The organism is Ralstonia sp. OTU4908, from assembly GCF_038440115.1.
GTDB lineage: Bacteria > Pseudomonadota > Gammaproteobacteria > Burkholderiales > Burkholderiaceae > Ralstonia > Ralstonia pickettii.
This window is the reverse complement of the sequence record NZ_JASATD010000012.1, coordinates 79565-99134: the sequence shown is the minus strand read 5'-3', so window position 1 is coordinate 99134 and position 19570 is coordinate 79565. Positions and strand designations below refer to the sequence as shown.

The 19570-nt window shown below is 62.9% G+C and carries 16 protein-coding genes and 1 tRNA gene; 6 read left to right on the top strand and 11 right to left on the bottom strand.

Annotated elements, in window-relative coordinates:
- Positions 1 to 159: 159 nt before the first annotated feature.
- The 4 genes from phaR to phaC all read right to left on the bottom strand — a co-directional run bounded on the left by phaR (position 160) and on the right by phaC (position 5044).
- A complete protein-coding gene (gene phaR, locus AAHM38_RS13010) occupies positions 160 to 714 on the bottom strand; it encodes a polyhydroxyalkanoate synthesis repressor PhaR (protein ID WP_004627096.1) in 555 nt (184 codons plus the stop codon).
- Between the two features lie 404 nt (positions 715 to 1118).
- Positions 1119 to 1859: a 3-ketoacyl-ACP reductase gene (locus AAHM38_RS13005; protein ID WP_009240759.1), complete on the bottom strand. Its 741-nt coding sequence runs from the start codon at positions 1857 to 1859 to the stop codon at positions 1119 to 1121.
- A 120-nt stretch (positions 1860 to 1979) separates the two neighbouring features.
- The gene (locus AAHM38_RS13000; protein WP_009240760.1) at positions 1980 to 3161 is read right to left on the bottom strand and encodes an acetyl-CoA C-acetyltransferase; all 1182 of its coding nucleotides are present in this window, start codon (positions 3159 to 3161) and stop codon (positions 1980 to 1982) included.
- 89 nt (positions 3162 to 3250) lie between these two features.
- On the bottom strand, positions 3251 to 5044 hold the full coding sequence (gene phaC / locus AAHM38_RS12995) for a class I poly(R)-hydroxyalkanoic acid synthase (RefSeq protein ID WP_116576580.1): 1794 nt from the start codon (positions 5042 to 5044) through the stop codon (positions 3251 to 3253).
- Between the two features lie 271 nt (positions 5045 to 5315).
- Between phaC and AAHM38_RS12990 the strand changes: the two genes are divergently transcribed.
- On the top strand, positions 5316 to 5552 hold the full coding sequence (locus tag AAHM38_RS12990) for a hypothetical protein (RefSeq protein ID WP_009240762.1): 237 nt from the start codon (positions 5316 to 5318) through the stop codon (positions 5550 to 5552).
- A 4-nt stretch (positions 5553 to 5556) separates the two neighbouring features.
- Here the strand turns inward: AAHM38_RS12990 and pgeF are convergent, their stop codons facing one another.
- Positions 5557 to 6366 carry a peptidoglycan editing factor PgeF gene (gene pgeF, locus AAHM38_RS12985; RefSeq protein WP_116576579.1) on the bottom strand — a complete coding sequence of 270 codons (810 nt, stop codon included), beginning with the start codon at positions 6364 to 6366 and terminating at the stop codon, positions 5557 to 5559.
- Entirely contained in the window at positions 6350 to 7462 is a 1113-nt protein-coding gene (locus tag AAHM38_RS12980; protein WP_116576578.1) for an RluA family pseudouridine synthase, read from the bottom strand. The genes pgeF and AAHM38_RS12980 overlap by 17 nt, the downstream gene beginning before the upstream one ends.
- A gap of 15 nt (positions 7463 to 7477) precedes the next feature.
- Here AAHM38_RS12980 and AAHM38_RS12975 point away from each other — a divergent pair, with 15 nt between their 5' ends.
- A complete protein-coding gene (locus AAHM38_RS12975) occupies positions 7478 to 8335 on the top strand; it encodes an outer membrane protein assembly factor BamD (RefSeq protein ID WP_179817598.1) in 858 nt (285 codons plus the stop codon).
- 66 nt (positions 8336 to 8401) lie between these two features.
- Here the strand turns inward: AAHM38_RS12975 and AAHM38_RS12970 are convergent, their stop codons facing one another.
- From AAHM38_RS12970 to AAHM38_RS12960, 3 genes are all read right to left on the bottom strand, one after another.
- Positions 8402 to 10543, bottom strand: a complete 2142-nt coding sequence (locus AAHM38_RS12970; protein WP_179817597.1) for an ATP-dependent DNA helicase — start codon at positions 10541 to 10543, stop codon at positions 8402 to 8404.
- A gap of 84 nt (positions 10544 to 10627) precedes the next feature.
- Positions 10628 to 10831 (bottom strand): DUF465 domain-containing protein, encoded by a 204-nt coding sequence (locus tag AAHM38_RS12965; RefSeq protein ID WP_004627116.1) that lies wholly within the window; start codon positions 10829 to 10831, stop codon positions 10628 to 10630.
- Between the two features lie 35 nt (positions 10832 to 10866).
- A complete protein-coding gene (locus AAHM38_RS12960) occupies positions 10867 to 11631 on the bottom strand; it encodes a hypothetical protein (protein ID WP_009277604.1) in 765 nt (254 codons plus the stop codon).
- Positions 11632 to 11741: 110 nt separating this feature from the next.
- Here AAHM38_RS12960 and AAHM38_RS12955 point away from each other — a divergent pair, with 110 nt between their 5' ends.
- On the top strand, positions 11742 to 14075 hold the full coding sequence (locus AAHM38_RS12955; protein WP_116576576.1) for a Tex family protein: 2334 nt from the start codon (positions 11742 to 11744) through the stop codon (positions 14073 to 14075).
- Between the two features lie 185 nt (positions 14076 to 14260).
- Positions 14261 to 14701, top strand: a complete 441-nt coding sequence (locus AAHM38_RS12950; protein ID WP_009240768.1) for a hypothetical protein — start codon at positions 14261 to 14263, stop codon at positions 14699 to 14701.
- A 79-nt stretch (positions 14702 to 14780) separates the two neighbouring features.
- On the opposite strand, the gene AAHM38_RS12945 is transcribed toward AAHM38_RS12950, so the two are convergent.
- Positions 14781 to 16682, bottom strand: coding sequence for a potassium transporter Kup (locus AAHM38_RS12945; RefSeq protein WP_116576575.1), 1902 nt, complete (start codon positions 16680 to 16682; stop codon positions 14781 to 14783).
- Between the two features lie 389 nt (positions 16683 to 17071).
- On the opposite strand from AAHM38_RS12945, the gene AAHM38_RS12940 reads away from it, so the two are divergent.
- Positions 17072 to 17311 carry a hypothetical protein gene (locus tag AAHM38_RS12940; RefSeq protein ID WP_009240770.1) on the top strand — a complete coding sequence of 80 codons (240 nt, stop codon included), beginning with the start codon at positions 17072 to 17074 and terminating at the stop codon, positions 17309 to 17311.
- 16 nt (positions 17312 to 17327) lie between these two features.
- On the opposite strand, the gene AAHM38_RS12935 is transcribed toward AAHM38_RS12940, so the two are convergent.
- Positions 17328 to 18362, bottom strand: coding sequence for a quinone-dependent dihydroorotate dehydrogenase (locus tag AAHM38_RS12935; protein WP_116576607.1), 1035 nt, complete (start codon positions 18360 to 18362; stop codon positions 17328 to 17330).
- A 230-nt stretch (positions 18363 to 18592) separates the two neighbouring features.
- Here AAHM38_RS12935 and AAHM38_RS12930 point away from each other — a divergent pair.
- Positions 18593 to 18669, top strand: a tRNA-Met gene (locus AAHM38_RS12930).
- Positions 18670 to 19570 lie beyond the last annotated feature (901 nt).

Genomic DNA, 19570 nt, shown 5'->3' with positions numbered 1-19570 from the left:
ACATCAAACATGGGGAAACCGGGGCGGGATCGTGATCGTCGGAGAGGCGTACACCTCACCTGAAGGACCGGTATTTTACCTTGCCGCCCTCTCTGGCGTGCGCCCAACAAAAAAGGCGAACCGCCTCGCGATTCGCCTTGTTTTGCCAGCCCGCCGAACTTACTTCTTCTCGGGCGGCTGGTTGAACGGGAACGTCCCGAACATGTTCTTGGCCTGGCTCTGCATCTGCTCCTGCATCTGCACGAACAGGTTTTTGCTCTGCTCGATGTAGTTGCTCATCATGCCTTGCATCATCGGCCCCTGCATGTTCATGAACTGCGACCACATGTCGGGGTTGAACGTGTTGCCACTGTACAGGTCCTTCGAGTTCTCGGCCAGCTTGCTCTGGATGTCGACAAACGCCTGGATGTTCTTTTCCAGGTACGTGCCCATCATGCCCTGCATGGCGTTGCCGTAGAAACGGATGATCTGGGCGAGCATCGCGCCCGAGAACATCGGCACGCCGCCGGTTTCCTCTTCCAGAATGATCTGCAGCAGGATGCTGCGGGTCAGGTCTTCACCGGATTTCGCATCGACGACGCGAAACTCTTCGGTTTCCATCACGAGCTGCTTGACGTCTGCCAGCGTGATGTACGTGCTGGTCTGGGTATCGTAGAGCCGGCGGTTGGGATATTTCTTGATCAGCCGTTCGGTGCCCTTCTTGCTGGTGGCCATCGTGCCTTTCCGTGTTGGCGATGCTGCTGCGGTGCAGCCGATGCAGTGCGAAATGACCGCACCAAGCGATGCAGCAAAATACGCGGTTGCCCGGCTGTTCCGATCTGCGAGTGAATGCTGCATTCAACAGCAGCGCAGATGCATCCGGTTATGATCGGACGCCCCGTGTCTCCCTGCGGAGCGCCTCCGTGGTTGGATTCTATGCGGATCGCCCTGCAAAGAAAAGGCGACCTTCCCCGGTAAAAACCCGCAGCATTTTGATGCGGCTCACGCACTCGAACCGCCGTCCGGGGCAGATGCAAGATGCCTGCTGCAATGCAATCGAGCATCGCAGCATGCACGCAATTCAGGGGAAAAAATGCTGCGCCCATGCTGCAGCATTGCCGCAGCATGGGCGTGGGGCGTCAGCCCATGTGCAGGCCGCCGTTGAGGGAGAAGTCCGCGCCGGTGGAGAAGCCGGATTCTTCAGATGCCAGCCATGCGCAGATCGAGGCAATCTCGGTCGGTTCGCCCAAGCGCTTGACGGGAATCGTGCTGACGATCTTGTCGAGCACATCCTGACGAATCGCCTTCACCATGTCGGTCGCGATATAGCCCGGCGACACCGTGTTGACCGTCACGCCCTTGGTGGCGACTTCCTGCGCCAGCGCCATCGTGAAGCCGTGCAGGCCGGCCTTGGCGGTAGAGTAGTTGGTCTGGCCAAACTGGCCCTTCTGGCCATTCACCGACGAGATGTTGATGATTCGGCCCCAGCCGCGATCCGCCATGCCGTCGATGACCTGCTTCGTCACGTTGAACAGCGACGTCAGGTTGGTGTCGATCACCGCATCCCAGTCGGCGCGGGTCATCTTGCGGAAGACCACGTCGCGCGTGATGCCGGCGTTGTTGATCAGGACGTCCACCTCGCCGACTTCGGCCTTCACCTTGTCGAACGCAGCCTTGGTCGACTCCCAGTCACCGACGTTGCCTTCGGACGGCACGAAATCGAAACCAAGCGCCTTCTGTTGTTCCAGCCATTTCGCCTTGCGCGGCGAGTTCGGGCCGCAGCCTGCGACAACAGTGAAGCCGTCGCGCGCCAAGCGCTGGCAAATCGCCGTTCCGATACCGCCCATGCCACCGGTGACGTATGCGATGCGTTTGGTCATGTCCACTCCTAGTCCTTGTTGTTAGAACCGCCCTGCGTCTTGCCGGGCGGCAGATGCTCAGGTGTCTCCGATTGGCGTGTGCGGCATTCGTTCCGCGTCACGCCAACCTCACTGCAAAAATTACGGACGCTCAACTGCCAGCGCCACGCCCATGCCGCCGCCGATACACAGCGAGGCCAGGCCCTTCTTCGCATCGCGCTTCTGCATTTCGTGCAGCAGCGTGACCAGGATGCGGCAGCCCGACGCGCCGATCGGGTGACCGATCGCAATCGCACCACCATTGACGTTGATCTTGGACGTATCCCAGCCCATCTGTTGATGCACGGCCAGCGCCTGAGCGGCGAACGCCTCGTTGATCTCCATCAGGTCCAGATCGCCCACCGACCAGCCGGCGCGCGACAGGCAGCGCTTCGATGCCGGCACCGGCCCCATGCCCATGACCTTCGGGTCCAGGCCTGCGCTGGCGTATGCACGGATCGTTGCCAGCGGTGTCAAGCCCAGCTCCTTGGCCTTGGCGGCCGACATCACCACGACAGCGGCGGCGCCATCGTTCAGGCCAGAGGCGTTGGCCGCCGTCACTGTGCCGGCCTTGTCAAAGGCGGGTTTCAGGCCAGCCATCGACTCGAGCGTGGCGCCATGGCGAACGAACTCATCCTGCGCAAAGGCAATCGGATCGCCCTTGCGCTGCGGGATCAGGATCGGAACGATCTCGTCATTGAACCGGCCCGACTTCTGCGCGGCTTCCGCCTTGTTCTGCGACGCCACGGCAAACTCGTCCTGCGCTTCACGCGTGATGCCGTATTCCTTGGCAACGTTCTCGGCCGTGATGCCCATGTGGTACTGGTTGTAGACGTCCCACAGCCCATCCACAATCATCGAGTCGATGAGCTTGGCATCGCCCATGCGGAAACCGTCGCGCGAGCCCGGCAGGACGTGCGGCGCGGCGGACATGTTTTCCTGGCCGCCAGCCACGACGATCTCGGCATCGCCCGCGATGATGGCGTTGGCGGCCAGCATCACGGCCTTCAGGCCGGAGCCGCACACCTTGTTGATAGTCAGGCCCGGCACCATGTTCGGCAGCCCAGCCTTGATGACGGCCTGGCGCGCCGGGTTCTGCCCCGAACCTGCCGTCAGCACCTGGCCCATGATGACTTCGCTCACCTGGTCCGGCGCCACCTTGGCACGCGCCAGCGCTTCGCGGATGACAGCCGCGCCAAGCTCAGGCGCAGCAATCTTCGCCAGCGAGCCACCAAACTTGCCCACGGCGGTGCGTACCGCCGATACGATCACAACATCGGTCATTTGCTTACCTTCCACTGTCGAAAGAGAGGGTCGTTGGACACCGTCAGCGGCCGAAGCCGCGACGGCAACGGGGGTTCATGCGCGCGATCTTACGCTTTCTGTTTGACGTAGCGGCCAGGCGCCGGCTCGATGGCTGGGTAGTCCGCATTGCCGTAACCCTTGGGTGCAGCTTTCTGCGCACCAGCGTGTGACGCCAGCCAAGTTGACCAATCCGGCCACCAGCTGCCCGGATGCTCCTTCGCACCCTCGAACCACGCATCGGCGGACTCGGGCAGCTTGGCATTGATCCAGTGCGAACGCTTGTTGGCCGCAGGCGGGTTGATGACGCCTGCGATATGTCCCGAAGCGCCCAGGACGAAACGCCGCTTGCCCTTGAGCAGCGGCACCGAGCCATAGGCCGACTTCCACGGCACGATGTGGTCTTCACGCGAGCCGTAGATGTAGACCGGCGCATCAATCTTGCCGAGGTCCACCGGCGTGCCATTCACCTTCAGCTTGCCCGGCGTCTTGAGGTCGTTCTGCAGATACGTATGGCGCAGGTACCAGCAGTACCACGGGCCCGGCAGATTGGTGGAATCGCCGTTCCAGTACAGCAGATCGAACGGCGCCGGCGTCTTGCCCTTCAGATAGTTCTCGACAACGTAGTTCCAGACCAGATCGTTCGGCCGCAGGAACGAGAACGTGTTTGCCAGCTCCACGCCACGCAGCAGGCCCGGGCCGGTCGGCGCATTGCTGCCGATGGTCTTTTCACGCATTTCCACCTGGGCCTGGTCGACAAACACGTCGAGAATGCCGGTGTCAGTAAAGTCCAGCAGCGTCGTCAGCAGGGTCAGGCTTGCCGCAGGATGCTCGCCGCGTTCAGCCAGCACCGCCAGCGCAGTCGACAGGATCGTTCCGCCCACGCAAAAGCCCAGCACATTGATCTGGTCCTGCGCTGAGATCTCGCGCGCGACACGGATGGCCTCGATCGCGCCGCCTTCGATGTAGTCGTCCCACGTGCGGGACGCCATGCTCGCGTCTGGATTGCGCCACGACACCAGGAACACGGTATTGCCTTGCTCCACCGCATAGCGCACGAGCGAATTGGCCGGCTGCAGATCGAGGATGTAGTACTTGTTGATGCAAGGCGGCACCAGCAGCAGCGGGCGCGCATGCACCTTGGCTGTCAGCGGCTTGTACTGGATGAGCTGGAAGTAGTCGTTCTCGAAAACGACCGCGCCTTCGCTGTTGGCGACGTTGCGGCCGATCTCGAACGCAGTTTCGTCTGTCTGCGAGATCTTTCCGCGCTCCATGTCCTGCAGCATGTTCAGGATGCCGGTACGCAGCGATTCACCACGCGACTCAATCAACTGCTTCTGTGCTTCAGGGTTGGTTGCCAGGAAGTTGGACGGCGACATGGCGGCCGTCCATTGCGACACGGCAAAACGCACGCGCTCGCGGGTCTTGGCATCTGCCTGCACGGCGTCAGCCATTTCCATCAACGTGCGGGCGTTGAGCACGTAGAACGCAGCCGCGTAGCCGTAGAGCGGGCTCTTGCGCCACGCATCGTTCGAGAAACGGCGATCCGACGGCGCCACGGCCTCGGCGCTTTCGCCGGTGCTCATGTGGCGCCAGATCTGAAGCCATTCTTCAAGATACTTCTGCTGGATTTCGGCCAGCCGCTCGTGCGGAATCAGTGCGAACGGAGCCGCACCCTCACCCATCGCTGCGCCGTTGAACTGGCCAAGACCAGGCGCCGCCGCACCGGGTTGCGCGAAGGCGCCCGCAAAGGCTTGCCATTGCTTGAACTGCTCTGCCCACTGCGTAGGGTCCGACAAGCCCGGCCAGGGAGCTTGAGTGTGGGCGCTAGATGCTTTGGATGATGTCGATTGACGCGATGCCATAGTGCCCTCGATCCGACGATATGCGCCGCTCCGGTTGGAACGGCGGCGCAACTCGTAGTATTGCGAGGCATTGTTGCCTTGCCGTTTCAAGGCTGTCAATCGTAGTTACCTGATGATCGAACGCAAACGCCCGCCCAGCGCGGGTTTTCCGGCATTCAATGAAAACGGCGGCCACCAAATGGCTAAGCGCGGCGCCAGGGCTATGGTCCAAATTGCGCAATTTCGTGCGAGACTGCCCCATTGCGCCAACGCCGGGCACCGCTTCTTTCCCATGTATATCGTCGCCATCGCGTGGCTCTATGTCGTGCTGATGATGTCCTTGACTGAGCAATCTTGGGTTGCCGGCATCGGCACATTTGTCTTCTACGGCGTGGCGCCGCTATCGCTCTTCCTGTGGATTGTCAGCACGCCGGCGCGCAGGCGGCGCCGGAAAGCCCAGGAAGCTGCGCAGGACAAGGCGGACACCACCGCCACATTGAGCAGCGACACAGGCGACGGCGCCGCCTGAACGCTTACTCTGCGCGCCAGATCAGCGTGGCCATACGGCCTGTGATGCGCTCCCGTCGGTACGAATAGAAGCGGTCAGCGTCCGTCATCGTGCACAGGCCACCGCCGTACACGTTGGTACAGCCCACGCGTGCCAGCCGCAGTCGGGCCAGCGCATACAGATCAGCGAAGAACTTGTCAGCCGAGGCGCCTTCCACGAACGCCGCCTCGGTGGCGGGCAATTCGTCGGGCTGCGCAGCGTCGATAAATGCCTGACGCACTTCCGCACCCACTTCAAAACACGATGGCCCGATGGCTGGCCCGAGCCACGCCAGCCACGTCGGATCGGCCTCCTGGCCGCTGGCACGCAGCCGCTGCATCATGGCGTCGAGCGTGCGCTCGATCACGCCGCCACAGAGACCACGCCAGCCCGCATGCGCGGCGCCCACGGTTACGCCGCGAGCATCGCTCAGCAAGACAGGCAGGCAATCGGCCGTCATGACCACGCAGACGCGATCCCGCCAAGACGCCACCGCCGCATCGGCGACCACAGGCGCTGAAGTACCAACGAGTTGATCAAGATCAGCCACATCGGTGCCGTGCACCTGCTCCATCCACGTCGGCTCGGCAGGTAGTGCTGCACGTAGGATGCGGCGGTTTTGTTCGACCGCCTCTGGCGCGTCACCCACGTGCCGGCCAAGGTTCAGACCGCCGGGCAAGCCGCCAGCCAGTCCGTAGGGCCCGGTGCTGACGCCACCGAAGCGGGTCGTGGCTAGCGCTTTCACATGCGGATGCGCTGGCCAGTCCGGAACGATCCAGTCAGTTGATATCGGCATCGGGATCCAGGTCGAGGGCTTCCAGCAGATCGGCGAAGTCATCAGGCACGCCGGCTTCCCAGTGCACCGCTTTGCCCGAGGCGGGATGCACGAGCCCCAGGCGAACCGCGTGCAACGCCTGCCGCGCAAAAGGTACAGGCAGCGGCGCCTTGATCGTCTGCGGCTGACCACGTCGAAAATTACGCGTGTAGACCGGATCACCAAGCAACGGATGCCCCTCCGATTCAAAGTGCACCCGGATCTGGTGGGTGCGGCCGGTCTCAAGCTGGCAGCGCACCAGCGACACCTGTGCGCGCCCGAGGTCCACCACGTCAAGCGTCTTGAAATGCGTGCGCGCCGGCTTGCCGCTGGCCGTCTCGATGATGGCCATGCGCGTGCGGTCGCGCGGGTCGCGGCCGATCGGCGCGTCGATCGTGGCCTCTTCCGGTGTCTCGCCCCACACCAGCGCGAGATAAGTCCGCTTGACGGTACGCGCCTGCAATTGCCGCACGAGATCGGTTTGCGCTGGCAACGTACGAGCGACCACCATCAGGCCGGAAGTGTCCTTGTCGAGGCGGTGGACGATGCCGGCACGCGGCAACTCCACGGCGTCCGGATAGCGGTGCAGCAGGCCGTTGAGCACCGTGCCGCTCCAGTTACCCGCGGCGGGATGCACGACCAGCCCGGCAGGCTTGTTGATGACGAGCAGCGTGTCGTCTTCGTACACCACATCCAGATCGATGGGCTCGGCGACGAAGGCGTTTTCGTCGGCCGCGCGTTGCGGGACGACTTCGATGCGGTCACCGCCGGAGATGGCCGCACGCGGGCGCACCACCTCACCACGCAGGCGCACCGCGCCGGCATCAATCCATTGCTGGAGGCGGCTGCGCGAATAGTCGGGCAGCAGCTTGGCAAGCGCCTTGTCCAGGCGTTCGCCGTGCATGGTTTCCGGAATCTCTATGATGATCGGCTCGGCTGCCTGGCCCGCACCGGCGGCAGGCAAATCGAGCGCCTCATCATCGAGGGCGTCTTCCGTCTCCGGCGCAGTGAGGGAAACGTCAGCCAGTGCGTCGTCTGACACAGGGCTTGGGCTATAATGCTTGATGCGATTTTTCATTCAGAAAAGGTGCCCATGTCGGTCACGAGCGTAAAGCAGGCGCGTATTGTTAGTCGAGTCGGCAATCGAATCCGCGCGCAAATCGGAGCAGTGTTGATGGCAGGCGTTGCATGCCTGGCTATCTCGGCCTGCGGCATCCTGCCGGAACAGCAAGACGAAACGGCTGGCTGGTCAGCCAACAAATTATATTCCGAAGCGAAGGACTCGCTCGACGGCGGCGACTACGCCAAGGCGGTCAAGTACTACGAAAAGCTCGAAAGCCGCTATCCGTTCGGCCAATACGCCCAACAGGCCCAGATCGAGACCGCCTACGCCAACTACAAGGATGGCGAGACGGCTGCCGCACTGGCCGCCGTGGACCGCTTCATCCAGTTGCACCCCAATCACCCCAGCGTCGATTACGCCTATTACCTCAAAGGCCTGATCAACTTCAACGACAACCTGGGCTGGCTCGGCCGCTTCTCGAACCAGGACTTGAGCGAGCGCGACCCGAAGGCCGCACGCGCCGCGTACGATGCGTTCAAGACGCTGATCACGCGTTTCCCGAACAGCAAGTACACGCCGGACGCCACCCAGCGCATGCAGTACATCGTGAACGCGATGGCCGAGCATGAAGTGGGCGCCGCGCGCTACTACTATCGCCGCGGCGCCTACCTGGCTGCCGTCAATCGCGCGCAGGACGCCATCAAGGATTACGACCGCGCCCCGGCTGTGGAAGAAGCGCTGTACATCATGATGAAGTCGTACGAAGCGCTGGGCATGAAAGACATGCGCGACGACACCGAACGCATCATCAAGCAGAATTACCCGAAGAGCGATTTCCTCGCCTACGGCCAGCGCAAGAAAGACAAGCCCTGGTACCAATGGTGGTAAGCAGCGCTTGAGCAGCACAGAAAGAAGCCCGGTCGATTGGCCGGGCTTTTTGTTTGTTCGTGCAGATCAGTCATCCGTTTCGGTCGGCTGCGGAACATCCGCATCCGGCCGCAGGGAGCGCAGGAATTCGGCCGCCGTCTCGGCTTCGCGCGTACGCTTGAACGGCGGCAGGCTCTGCCAGATCTGGCGACCGTAGTTTTTCTCGACCAGCCGCGGGTCGCAGATCATCAGCACACCGCGATCGGTCTCGGACCGAATCAACCGCCCTGCGCCCTGCTTGAGCGTGATGACTGCGTGCGGCAATTGGTGCACGGCAAACGGGCTCAGCCCCTTTTTCTCCAGCGCCTCCATGCGGGCACTGAGCACTGGGTCATCGGGCGGGGCAAACGGCAACTTGTCGATGACGACCAGCGAGAGCGCCTCGCCGCGTACGTCCACCCCTTCCCAGAAACTCTGGCTACCGATCAGCACCGCGTTGCCGAGCGCGCGGAAGCGGTCCAGCAGTTCCGTCCGGCTGGCCTGCCCCTGCACGAGCAGTGGGTAATCCCAGCCCCGTTGCGCGAATTCGTCCGTCAATCGTTCGGCGGCGCGATTCACGGCGCGCAGCGTCGTGCATAGCAGGAAGGTCTTGCCGCCCGCCGCTTCGATCAGCGGCAAGGTTGCGTCGAGTACCGCATCGGTGAAGCGCGGGTCGCTCGGCTGCGGCAAGTCGCGCGGCACATAGAGCAAGCCTTGCGATGCATAGTCGAACGGGCTGTCGAGGGTCATCGATCGATCACGATCCAGGCCCAACTGCGCGGCATAGTGCGTGAAGTTCCCGCGCACCGACAGCGTAGCCGAGGTGAAAACCCACGCGCGCGGCTGGCCGGCACGCTGGCGCGAAAAAATCGGCGCGATCGACAATGGCGTCAGATGCAATTGCACGGAGTTGGCGAATACCTCGACCCAGCGCACGCGTTCGTCGACAGGCGCCGCGCTTTCGCCCTCCTTGCCCTCGTCGTCACCTTCCTTCTTTGGCGCCTTTGGCGGCTTGGGATCGACCCACGCCTCAAGCTTCTCGCACAGCGCCACGGCCCGGCGATGGCATTGCTCGATGGTCTCCGCGCGTTCCGCCTGGGCCTCCAGCGCGCCGGTAAAGTCGGAAAGCGCCTGCTCTAGCTTCGGCAGCACCTCGTAGAACGACTTGGCAAGCGCCGCGTCGTTGTCGATCTGCTTGATCGACAGGCGTGAGCCGTCTTGCCGGAAGACGAGGCGCAAATCACGCGCGGCACGCTCAAGCGGCGCGGCAATCGCGACCCAATCCACCGCATCGCGGGCATGCGAAAGGCCTTCGGCCACGCTGTCGCGTGCGAGTTCGAGAATCTGGTTCGTGGAGATGGTCTCGCCAAAGAACAACGTGGCGGTTTCTGGCAGCTGGTGCGCTTCGTCGAAGATGATCGTGTTGGCGGCGGGCAGCAACTCCGCCATGCCGGTGTCCTTCAACATCACGTCTGCAAAGAACAGGTGATGGTTCACCACCACCACGTCGGCCTGCTGCGCCTCCTTGCGGGCGCGCATGACGAAGCAGTCTTTGTAGTATGCGCAGTCCGAACCCAGGCAGTTGTCGCGCGTGGACGTGACGAGGTTCCACACCGGCGCGTTTTCGGGCACGCTGGCAAGTTCGGCCTTGTCGCCCGTTTTCGTTGTCTTCAGGAACAGATTGATCTGCCGCAGCCATGCGGCATCCTGGCGAGAAGAAAGACGCCCGTTCTGCGACGTGCGCTCGACGTGGTAATGGCAGACGTAGTTGGCGCGCCCCTTGAGCAACGCCACCGACACCGGTGCATTGAGCGCCTTGCGCACCGTTGGGATGTCGCGCAGGAAAAGCTGATCCTGCAGGTTCTTCGTCCCGGTGGAGACGATCACCTTGCCGCCCCACAGCATCGCGGGAACAAGGTAAGCGTAGGTTTTGCCCGTGCCCGTGCCGGCCTCGACGATGATCGAATCGGCGGCTTCGATGGCGTTCGCAACGGCCTGCGCCATCGTCAGCTGCGCGCTGCGGGGCCGGTACCCCTCGATACCCTTGGCGAGCGTGCCGTCGTCGGCGAACAGCGTCGACAGCTCCGCATGATGCGCATCGGCAGGTAGAGAAGCGGCGGGAGCCGAAGCGTCGCCGGCATCGGCGTCGGAGTCAGCCGACGGCTCGGCCAGCGGGGAAAGCGAAGTCAACGCGGAATCCGTGGGGTCAAATGACGGAGGCCGCACGTGATTGCGGCCTCTCGGGATGAAAATCGAACCAAGTTCGGGCGGGCGCTAGGCCGGCACGTCCGGCTCAAGCTGCAACTGTAGCAGGGTGATGGTGTCCTTGAGTTTCAGGCGGCGCTTCTTGAGACGGCGCAACTGCAACTCGTCATGATTGGCAGTCGTCGCCAGCCGGTCGATCAGGAAATCCAGATCGCGGTGCTCGATCTGCAATTCAATGATGCGACGCGAGATCGTATTCAGATCGCTGTCCATCGCTTTCCTCCCGGAAACCCGGCCTTGGCTGAAGTTTAGAACCCCAGCGGACTGGTGTTGTTCTGGTTTTGCTGGTTGCGGCGCTTGGTTTGTTCGCGGCGCTCCTCCAGTTCCTTCTGGCGCTTGGCCGCGTCTTGCTGCTTTTCCTGGAATTGCTTGGCGCTTTCCGCACGCTTGGCGGCATTGGCTGCGCCCTGCTCCTGTGCGGCTTTCAGCTTGGCGTCGTAATCTGCCTGCTTCTTGGTTGCGGCCTGCGCGTTGGCCGCACGCTGCGGCGCTTGCGCCTGGCGCTGCGCCTCATTAAGGCGCTGCTGCTCCTGCTTGTTCTCAAACTCGGAGCGATTCTTCTGCTCGGCGGCTTCGCGCTGCGGGCGCTCGGCATTGTATTGGGCTTCGCGGATGGCGCGCTCCTGATCGCGTCGGGCAGCGCGGTCGGCACGTTCGGCCTCATCCAGCGCAAGCTCGCGCTCGCGGATGGAGTGCAGTTCTGTGCGGCGCACATCCTTGGCCTTGTCGATGCAGCGCGTAACGAGGAACTTGCCGTAGCAAGCGCGCTCTGCCTCGGCGTACCGATACTCGGCCCAGGATTTGGCGCTGTTGATGCGATCGTGCTCAGCGCCGAAATCGGGGGACGTGGCGGGCGCTGCAGCGGCGGGCGCAGAGGCCAGCTGCGACTGACTCCATGCGGGCGCGCCAAACAGCGCGACGCTGAGCACGGACACCGGCAGAACCAGACGGGAAGCGATGCGCGCGGCAGCGCGGCGACGGGCAGAAGACGGAAGCGTAGGCATAGCGCGCATTTTATCACCGCGCCTGTGCGGCAAACGCCGCGCGGCCACGGATTTACGCTCAGGAACAGGGTTCGCGTTGTGGCAAAATGCGCGGCTTTCCATCGCACTCTCTGGAAGCAATGACTGATTCCGTGTTGCAGAAGATCGTCTCCCGCATCGCCACTGAACTGGCGGTCCGGCCGCAGCAGGTTGCCGCCGCCGTGCAACTGCTGGACGAAGGCGCCACCGTGCCCTTCATCGCGCGGTACCGCAAGGAAGTGACGGACAACCTGGACGACACGCAACTGCGCAACCTGGAAGAGCGCCTGCTGTACCTGCGCGAACTGGAAGACCGCCGCGCGGCCATCCTCGCCTCCATTGAAGAGCAAGGCAAGCTGACCGATGCCCTGCGCACCGCCATCGAGGCGGCCGAGACCAAGCAGGTGCTGGAAGATCTCTACCTGCCCTACAAGCCCAAGCGCCGCACGCGCGCCCAGATCGCCCGCGAATGCGGCCTGGAGCCGCTGGCCCAGGCGCTGCTGGCCGACCCCACGCTTGATCCGCAAACCGAAGCCGCCAAGTTCGTCAACGGCAACCCGACCGCCGATGGCGGTGTGCCGGACGTGAAGGCAGCGCTGGACGGCGCGCGCGACATCCTCTCCGAGCAGTTTGGCGAGACGGCGGAGCTGCTTGGCAAGGTGCGCGACCACCTCTGGAACCAAGGCCAGGTGTCGTCGACCGTGGTGGAAGGCAAGGAAACTGCCGAAGAAGAAAAATTCCGCGATTACTACGCGTACAGCGAGCCGATCCGCAACGTGCCCTCGCACCGCGCGCTAGCCCTGTTCCGGGGCCGCAACGCCGGCGTGCTGTTTGTCAAACTCGGATTGGGCGAAGAAACGGATGCCCTGAGCCCGCACCCGTGCGAGATCATGATCGCGCGCCATGTTGGCATCGAAAACAAGGGCCGCGCGGCTGACAAGTGGCTGTCGGACGTGTGCCGCTGGTGCTGGCGCGTCAAGGTGCAACCGCATATCGAAACCGAACTGCTCACGCAACTCCGGGAATCGGCCGAAGCCGAGGCCATCAAGATCTTCGGCCGCAATCTGCACGATCTGCTGCTGGCCGCGCCGGCCGGCCCGAAAGCGGTGATGGGCGTCGACCCGGGCATCCGCACGGGCTGCAAGATCGCGGTGGTTGACCACACTGGCAAGCTGCTCGAAACCGCCACGATCTATCCGCACGAGCCGCGCCGCGACTGGAACGGTTCGCTCGCGACGATGGCCCGCCTGGCCAAGCAGCACGGCGTGGCCCTGGTTTCCATCGGCAACGGCACGGCGAGCCGTGAGACCGACAAATTGGTGCAAGACCTGATGCGCAACGCCCCGGAGCTGAAGCTGACCAAGATCGTGGTGAGCGAAGCTGGCGCGTCGGTGTATTCGGCATCGGAATTGGCCGCCAAGGAATTCCCAGAACTGGACGTGTCGCTGCGAGGGGCGGTGTCGATCGCACGACGCCTGCAGGACCCGCTGGCGGAACTCGTGAAGATCGACCCGAAGTCGATCGGCGTCGGCCAGTATCAGCATGACGTGAACCAGCGCGAGCTGGCCCGCGCGCTGGACGCCATCGTCGAGGATTGCGTGAACGCGGTCGGCGTGGATGTGAACACGGCCTCTGCCCCGCTGCTGGCGCGTGTATCCGGCCTGAATTCGATACTCGCCAAGAACATCGTCGAGTACCGCGATGCCAACGGCGCGTTCCCCAACCGCGATGCGCTCAAGAAAGTGCCGCGCCTGGGCGACAAGACCTTCGAGCAGGCCGCGGGCTTCCTGCGCATCAATGACGGCGACAATCCGCTCGACCGCTCCTCGGTGCACCCGGAAGCGTATCCGGTGGTCAAGCGCATTCTGGACAGCATCAAGAAGGGCATCGGCGACGTGCTCGGCAACCGCGAGGCACTGCGTGGTCTGGCCGCCCGTGACTTCACCGACGAGAAGTTCGGCCTGCCGACCGTGGTCGACATCCTCTCCGAACTGGAAAAGCCCGGCCGCGACCCGCGCCCCGAGTTCAAGACGGCGACGTTCCAGGACGGCGTGGAAGACATCAAGGACCTGCAGCCCGGCATGGTGCTCGAAGGCGTGGTGACGAACGTGGCGGCGTTTGGCGCCTTCATCGACATCGGCGTGCATCAGGACGGCCTGGTACACGTGTCGGCGCTGTCGACGAAGTTCGTGCGTGACCCGCATGAGGTGGTCAAGCCCGGCCAGATCGTCAAGGTCAAGGTGATGGAGGTGGACGTGAAGCGCAACCGCATCGGCCTGACGATGCGCCTGTCGGATGAGCCCGGTCAGGCGGCCGCGCGCACCGGCAACGGCGACCGCCCGAGCAGCGGCGGCAGTCGCCACGGCGGTCAGCAACGTCGTGCGCCGGAACCGTCCGGCGCCATGGCAGAAGCGTTCGCCAAGCTCAAGCGCTAGTGCGCATTCTGTTGAGCGGAACCCGCCCAGTTTTCCGACCCGGCGGGTTTTTTCATGGCCGTGCGCGGCCGTTACAAGTCCTTACGCACATGGATGTTTGCTAACACTCATGCGTCGTCGGCCCGTCTTTTCGGCCCGTTAAGGAGACACAGGCGCACCGCCTGGGACCCACGAGGAGAAACGCCATGAAGACGAGCCACACCCTGATCGCCGCCCTGCTTGCTGTTGCCGGTACCGCCGCTTTCGCGCAGACCACGCCCGTCCAGCAAGTTCAGCAAGACAATCAGCAGATCCGCCAGGACAACCGTGACATCCGCCACGACAACCGCGATGTCCGCCGTGATCGCGCGGACATCGGCGCCGACAAGGCCGCATTGAACGCCGACCGCGCCGCCCGCAACGCCGATCAACGCCGCGAAGACCGCGACCTGGCCAAGGGCAACGTCGCGGGCGCCGAATACTGGAACAAGAAGCGCGCCGAAGAGCAGCATGAAGTCAACGCGGAACGCCGCGACCTGCACCACGACCGCAAAGACCTGCGACACGACGTCAAGGACCGCAACCACGACGTCCACGCCCGCAACGACGAAGTCCGCGAGCGCAATCACGCCGCTGCGAAGATGTAATTGCAGCGCCGCCCCAACAAACAAAACGGCCCGTGTGTCTCTCTCGCACGGGCCGTTTTGCTATGCAGCGGTAGGTTGATCAGATCTCGACCTTGGTACCCAGTTCCACTACGCGGTTGGCCGGGATGTGGAAGAAGTCCGACGGCTTGGCGCCGTTTTGATGCATCCACGCAAACAGGCGCTCGCGCCACATCGACATACCCGGCAACTTGGACGGCACCACCGACTCACGCGCGATGAAGAACGATGTATCCATCAATTCACAGCGCGTGCCGATCTGCGGCTGCCCCAGTTCGAGCACGCGGTATACGTCCGGCGTTTCCTTGAAGCCGTAATCCGCCTTGACGATGTAGATGCCGCTGCCCAGATCGCGCACGGACACGCGGTGCTTGTCGTCCACGTAGGGAATATCGCGTGTGACGAAGCTGATGAAGATCACGCGCTCGTGGAGCACGCGGTTGTGCTTGAGGTTATGCAGCAACGACACCGGCACGAATTCGGTATTGCCTGTGAGGAAAACGGCCGTGCCCTCGACCCGATGCGGCGGATGGGCCAGCAACCCAGCCAGGAACGGCTCGAGTGGGATGCCATCCTCCAGGCTGCGCGCACGCAGAAGCTTCTTGCCCTTGTACCAGGTCATCAGGAGGAAGAACACACCGGCGCCGAGCGTCAACGGGAACCAACCGCCATCGCGGATCTTCAAGAGGTTGGCGGCGAAGAACGCCAAGTCCACCACCAGGAAACAGACGCTCACGAGCGTCACCAGCGCCGGATGCCAACGCCAGACGGAGCGCATCACCACCGCGGCCAGCACCGTGGTGATGACCATCGTGGTCGTCACGGCGATCCCGTAGGCGGCAGCCAGGTTGTCGGACTTCTTGAACGCCAGCACCACGCCCACCACAAGGATCAGCAGCATCCAGTTGACCATCGGCACGTAGATTTGGCCGATCTCGGCTTCCGACGTGTAGCGAATGCGCATGCGCGGCACAAAGCCAAGCTGAATCGCCTGACTCGTCAGCGAGAACGCTCCCGAAATCACGGCCTGCGAGGCAATGACGGTAGCCGCCGCCGCAAGCATCACCATCGGGAGTTGCAGCGCTTCCGGCACGGAACGGTAAAACGGGTTTTCGATGGTGCTTGGGTCGGTCAGCAGCATGGCGCCTTGGCCGAAGTAGTTCACCAACAAGCTCGGCGCGACGATGAAGAACCACGCCCAGCGGATGGGCCGAGCGCCGAAGTGGCCCATGTCGGCGTACAGCGCTTCAGCGCCGGTCAGCACCAGAAACACCGAACCCAGCACGATGAACGCCTGCAGCGCATGGTCGTGCAGGAACGAAATCGCATACATCGGGTTGACGGCCACCAAAATCTGCGGCGCCTTCACCAGATTCATCATGCCCAGCGCGGCTAGCGCGGCAAACCACAGCAGCATCACCGGACCGAACAGCTTGCCGACGACCGACGTGCCGCTGCGCTGAATCAGGAACAGCGCCGCCAGGATCACGATCGTGATCGGCAGCACAAAGGGCGACAGCGCGGGCGCGGCGATCTCCAGGCCCTCCATGGCCGACAGGACGGAGATGGCCGGCGTGATCACGGCGTCGCCGTAGAACATGCACGCGCCGAAGACGCCCAGCATCATCAGCACCGACATGCGCCGGGAATCGGTATTGGCCGTACGCAGCGACAGCGCCATCAGCGCGAGAATGCCGCCCTCGCCGTTGTTGTCGGCGCGCATGACGAACAGCACATACTTGAGCGACACCACGATCACCATCGCCCAGAACAGCATGGAGATGATGCCGAGCACCGCGGCACTGGAGAACGGAATGCCGTGATCGGGGCTGAAGCATTCCTTGAGCGAATACAGCGGGCTGGTGCCGATGTCTCCGAACACTACACCCACGGCGCCGATCACCATGGCGCGCAGGTTCACGTTGGTCTGGGGCGACCCGGTTGCTGTTAGAGCTTGACTCATGAACTTGGAAATCGGCCAGAGGGGTGGCCGCTCAAAAAATCGTGCATTGCACAATGAGGGCGGATTGTACTCCCCGGCTTCGTCACGCCAACCCCTCGAACGGCCATTCGTTGCCGCAGTGCATCACGGTGCGCTGCCACTCCGCCAAACTGTTTTGCGGGGCCGAAAAAACCTAGCCAAGGCATAAAAGCGGCGCAGAAGCCATATTTTCGGCTACCGATCGCCTCAGTCGGCGCACATGCCTCAGGCAATGCTTACTCTGCTGCACATAGCCGAAAGTAGGACAGCGGCCGACAGAACTTTGTAGGAAAATGCCGGACAAACCTTGATTGCAAACTTTGTTGAGCGACTGGTACCTAGCTGCTCGACGCTTCCCACCGGGGACAGCTTTGCCCCATTCATCCCTCCGCATCTTGGGCCGCTCCAAGCCCTCGCTGACCGCACTGATCGTGTTGCTGGTCGTGGCCGCCCTGTTGTTTGCGATCCCGCGCATGATCCTGCCGTGGGCGCAATCGGCCTTCCTGCAAAACCTCGACCCGGCGGTTTGGGCCGATTACGCGGGCCCATATGACCTGGCAGCCGCAGTGGTGGCCGCCAGCGCGTTCGTCATCTTCTTGCTGCGCCGCTAGGCGCGACCAGCCAGCATCAACGCGCCAGTGCGCGCGCGCATTCCGCCACCAGCCCTGGGCCGCGATAGATCAATCCCGTATAAAGCTGCACCAGCTGCGCGCCAGCGTCGATCTTCTCGCGCGCGTGCTCGCCCGCGAGGATGCCGCCCACGCCAATGATGGGCACCGCATCGCCCAGCAAACCATGCAAGGCGCGAATCACCCGCGTCGAGCCCTCGCGCACCGGCTGGCCCGACAAGCCACCCGCCTCTTCCGCATGCGCCAGACCGACGACCGCCTCACGGCTGATCGTCGTATTGGTCGCAATCACGCCGTCCATCTTATGGCGCAGGAGCGCGTCGGCAACGTTGGCAATCTGGTCATCGTCCAGGTCTGGCGCGATCTTCAGTGCCACCGGTACGTAGCGCTTGTGCTGATCTGCCAGGCGCTGCTGTGCTCCGCGTAGCGTCCCGAGCAGACTGTCCAGTTCGCTCGCGCCTTGCAGTTGACGCAGGTTCTTCGTGTTCGGCGACGAAATGTTGACCGTCACATAGCTTGCATGCGGATACACGCGCTCCAGGCAATGCAGGTAATCGTCGACAGCACGCTCGATGGGCGTGTCGGCGTTCTTGCCGATGTTCAGTCCCAGCACGCCGCCCCCCTCCCTCCACTTCGATGCCTTCACGTTGTTGATGAACGCATCGACACCGCCGTTGTTGAAACCCATGCGGTTGATCAGCGCATTGGCCGCCGGCAAGCGGAACATGCGCGGGCGAGGATTGCCCGGCTGTGCACGCGGTGTGACCGTGCCAACCTCAATGAAGCCGAAGCCGAGGGCGCCGAGCGCATCGATATACGCACCGTCCTTGTCCAGGCCGGCAGCCAGCCCAACCGGATTGGGAAACTTCACGCCCATCACCGTGCGCGGTTGAGCGGCTACCCGCCCACCGATACAGCGCGAAAGCCCCATCGCGTGGGCCCGCTTGAGCTGATTCAGCGTGAAGTGATGCGCGTCTTCTGGGTCCATCGAAAACAGCAGCGGGCGGGCAAGCGGGTACAGGGCGTTGAGCACGGTCGGAATCAAGAGAAGAACGCGAAAGGCGGCATTGTAAACGGCCGGCACGCCGCAATGCATCGTGCGCGCCGCTTTCGAACATGACTGCGCACGATGTGTCTAAGAATCTAACGGCGCGTGGCGTCGCGGACCCTCTGCAGGGGCAGCATGCTCCATCAATATGCACGTCGCGCGAAATAAGTGTTGCGTTGCCGCATAGGTTTCCCTATACTCTTTTATTCGACGGACGCGGGGTGGAGCAGTCTGGCAGCTCGTCGGGCTCATAACCCGAAGGTCGCAGGTTCAAATCCTGCCCCCGCAACCAGCCAAAGTAGAACGGCTCGCTCCAAGACCTGAACCGAATCATGAAGCCCGCACACAGCGGGCTTTTTGCTTTTCTACGTTTCCACCCGTCGTTTTGCGTGCAACTCAGTCGATACGTGTGCCCCGCCCGAGCCACGCGGGACCGTATCGCCGCGGTGATACACTGAGACATTCCGTGCGACACGGCGTTATCCGTGGAGAGGGGCTGGCCCTCTTAAATCAACCAGTTCGCCGGTTCAGGACGATGCCTCAGTTCTGAATGCAGGACGGCAGCGAGGCAATAGACATGTAATGAAGCGCTGGTCGGTGAACTACCTTCACTGACCTCGCAATGCAATGACCTGACTACCATCAGGTCCCGCCCAGTCAGCGGCTTCACCCCCGCTGACAGGCGGAGTGACGTTTGTATGCCCGGCGCCTCCCGGCAGCCGAGCCATTGCAAATGAGTAAACCCGGAGCGCAAAGCTCTGCGCGTTATTGTTCAACCGGTCATGCCCGCAAGGGTGCACCGGTAGCGAACCTGCTATGCGACTAGCAGTAGCCTAGGGAGACATGCGTCACTGGCAACGGTGGGGTATGAAGCTCTCCTGACAATGTAGCCCCCGCAAGGGTGTCATCGCGCCGTGAGGCGGAATGGCAGAGACTCCGAGCAGCAATGGGGTCAAGGAGCTAGGCTGACTGGTATCGGGCAACGCAAGTGAACTGCTGCTAAACATCGTGATCAGTAATGTGCCTAAGCTGCTGACAGGCACTGACCAAAAGGTACGTGGCTGGCTACTCCGTTGGAATGTCGGAGTACGTCGCTGTCAAGCCACCGGTGAATAGGCAGGCCCTAACCCAGTCTTGTAACGTGCAGGGAACGTGGTAAGCCCGTATGGCTGCCCGAGCGCTGTTGGCTTGGG